Here is a 2,934-nt window from a genome sequence, read left to right as displayed (position 1 = left end):
CGCCATGGACTTTCTGGGATTCGCTGCAGAACGCGTTGCTCAGGGAAGCCATGTTGTCACCTCGGGGCGGCGCGTGGCCGCCGGCCGGGCCGGACCCCGTGCCCACTGGGAAGAGGCTTCGCCGGAAAGCGCCTGAGGTCGAAGTCTCCGGCCGTGTCTACCGGATCCTTACCGGGCCTTCACTGGCAGTATGCGGGCCCGGCGTCCGAGAGGCTGTGACTGATGTCACTCCGGGTTGTGACGCAGGTCATACGCCGGTTCCGGGCGGGGCCGTGTGGCACAGCCGCCCTCGGCTGTGCGTTGTAGAATCCTGTCCCATGAAGCTGCCCGGCATCATCGGTGGCACCGGCCCTGAGTCCACCATCGACTACTACCAGCAGATCATCGCGCTCTACCGCCGGCAGCGACCCGACGGCTCCTACCCGCCCATGCTCATCCACTCCATCGACCTGAAGCGGGCCGTGGAGCTGGTGACCGCCAACGATCTGGCCGGTCTGGCCGCCTACCTGGCCGAGGCCTTCGAGCGCCTGGCCCGCGCCGGCGCCGACTTCGGCCTCATCTCCGCCAACACCCCGCACATCGTCTTCGACGAGGTGCGCCGGGGCTGCAGCATTCCCCTCATCAGCATCGTCGAAGCCACCTGGCGCGAAGCCCAGGCTCTGGGCCTGAACAAGCTCGGCCTGCTGGGCACACGCTTCACCATGACCGCCGGCTTCTACCAGAAGGCCTTTTCAGGGCGGGGAATCGCCCTCGCCGTCCCCGCAGAGGACGAGCGCGCCTGGGTGCATGAGAAATACATGGGCGAGCTCGTGGAAGGCGTCTTCTTGCCGGCCACCCGCGAGGGCTTCCTGAAGGTGATCGAGAGCATGCGCCAGCGCGACGCCATTGAGGGCGTGATCCTGGGCGGCACGGAATTGCCCCTCATCCTGCGCGACGCCCCTTGCCCTCTTCCCCTGCTCGACACCACCAAGATCCACGTCAAGGAGATCGTGGCCGCGATGTTGGCCTAGCGCGCTCTTTTGCGCGCTTCCTGGTGCATCGGAACATTTTTCCCCTTGCGGTGTCCAAGGAAAAACAGTACTGTTCTTTCGCGCGCGGCGGGTGTATAAATCGCTTCCTCTTCGAAGCCCGTCGTGCCTTTTTCTTTCAAGAGAGCGTGGCGCCTGGCGCCGGTCCTGCTCGCGGTGGCGGGCCTGAGCTTTGCCGGCCTCGCTCTCTGGCAGGCCCACCGCGCCCTCACCCAAGCCCAACAGCAGGTCGCCGCCCAAGGCCAGGTTCCGTTCACCCTCACCCGCCTCGACCGCAAAGCTCCCAGCCAGGTCGAGTACCTGAGCGCTCCCGCCAGCTTCACCGACGCCGCCGAGTACCGCGGCAGCCTCTATCTGGCCGGTCCCGCCGGCCTCTTCGAGTACGACGCCGAGGGCAAGCTCCGCGCCCAGTACCGCGTCGGGCTGGAATTGCCGCCCGCGCCCGTCACCCGCCTGGCCACGGGCGTGGCCGCCGACTCCAGCGATCCCGAACTCTTCCTTGCCACCCAGGGTCAGGGCCTGCTCGCCTTCGACGGCCGCCGCTTCCGCCAGCTCCTCCCCGACGACCCGAGCTACCGCACCATCACCGCGGTCCTGCCGCTCTCCGCCGGACGCATCCTGCTGGGCACCGACAAGCACGGGCTGCTGGTCTACGACGGCAAGCGCCTCGCACCCTTCCATGCCGCTCTCGCCAACGTGTACGTCACCGCGCTCGCCGGCAACGACGCCGACCTCTGGGTGGGCACCCTCAATCGCGGCCTGCTGCACTACCGCGCCGGAGCGGTGGAAGCCTTCGCGGATGGCTCCGGCATGCCCGACCCACAGGTGCTGGCGCTGGTCGCCTCCGGTGACGCCGTCTATGCGGGCACGCCAGTGGGTGTAGCCGAGTTCCGCGGCGGACGCTTCGCCCGCGTCCTGGCGCCGGGCTTCTTCGCGCAGTCGCTGCTGGTCCAGGGCGAGACCCTGCTGGTGGGCACGCTCGAGGAAGGCACCCTGGAGGTCCCGCTGGGGACGCGCCGCGTCATCTCCTCGCGCCCGCGCGGCCAGGCGCTCCCCGGCCCGGTCGCCCGCATCCTCGAGATCCAGGGTGGCACCTACGCCCTCGCCCAGGACGGCCTCTACGCCGGGGAGAAGACCGGGGGAAGCTGGCGGCGGGTGCTGGAGCGCGAGCCCGGCCGGCTGACCGACCGCAACATCGCAGCGCTGGACGTGGACGCCTCCGGCCGCCTCTGGGTGGGCTACTTCGACCGCGGCCTCGACATCCTGGAGCCAGGCCGCCCCGCCCGCCACCTCGAAGATGCGCACCTGTTCTGCGTCAACCGCATCGTGCACGACGACGCCCGCAACCTGGCCGCCGTGGCCACCGCCAACGGCCTGGTGCTTTTCGATGCCGCCGGGCGCGAGCGCCAGGTGCTGGGGCGCGAGCAGGGCCTCATCGCCGACCACGTCACCGACGTCGCCCTCACAAGCGACGGCATGATCGCCGGCACTCCCGCCGGGATCACCTTCATCGGCCGCAACGGCATGAGCAGTCTCTATGCCTTCCAGGGCCTCATCAACAACCATGCCTACGCCCTCGGCCTCTCCGGCAACCGCCTGCTGGTGGGCACGCTGGGCGGGCTCTCCATCCTGCAGGACGGCGTGGTCCAGACCAGCTACACCACCGCCAACTCCGGCCTGAAGGCCAACTGGATCACCGCGCTGGCGCCCGTGGGCGACGAATGGTTCGCCGGAACCTACGGCGCCGGCATCCTCCGCCTCGACGGCAACGGGCGCTGGCAGACCTTCGACGACGCCACCGCCGATTTCGAGGTCAACCCCAACGCCATGCTGGTCACGCCCACCCGCGTCTATGCCGGGACGCTGGGCCGCGGCCTCTACGTCTACGACCGCGAAAGCGGCCGCT

General features: G+C 69.2%; 2 protein-coding genes. Both read left to right on the top strand.

The features are described 5' to 3' along the window. The first annotated feature begins 317 nt into the window (after positions 1-317). The gene (locus tag VEG08_06105) at positions 318-1,010 is read left to right on the top strand and encodes an amino acid racemase (protein HXZ27558.1); all 693 of its coding nucleotides are present in this window, start codon (positions 318-320) and stop codon (positions 1,008-1,010) included. Between the two features lie 123 nt (positions 1,011-1,133). Continuing rightward, positions 1,134-2,934 (top strand): hypothetical protein (locus VEG08_06100; protein ID HXZ27557.1); only part of this gene is annotated, 1,801 nt, incomplete at its 3' end.

The sequence above is a fragment of the Terriglobales bacterium genome (assembly GCA_035624475.1).
Taxonomy (GTDB): domain Bacteria; phylum Acidobacteriota; class Terriglobia; order Terriglobales; family Acidobacteriaceae; genus DASPRL01.
The sequence above is the reverse complement of the archived record's forward strand: the minus strand, read 5'-3'. Positions and strand labels throughout refer to the sequence as shown.

Excerpts from the sequence above, each read along its gene's own strand:
- VEG08_06105 (HXZ27558.1), top strand. The coding sequence starts at position 318 with ATGAAGCTGCCCGGCATCATCGGTGGCACCGGCCCTGAGTCCACCATC.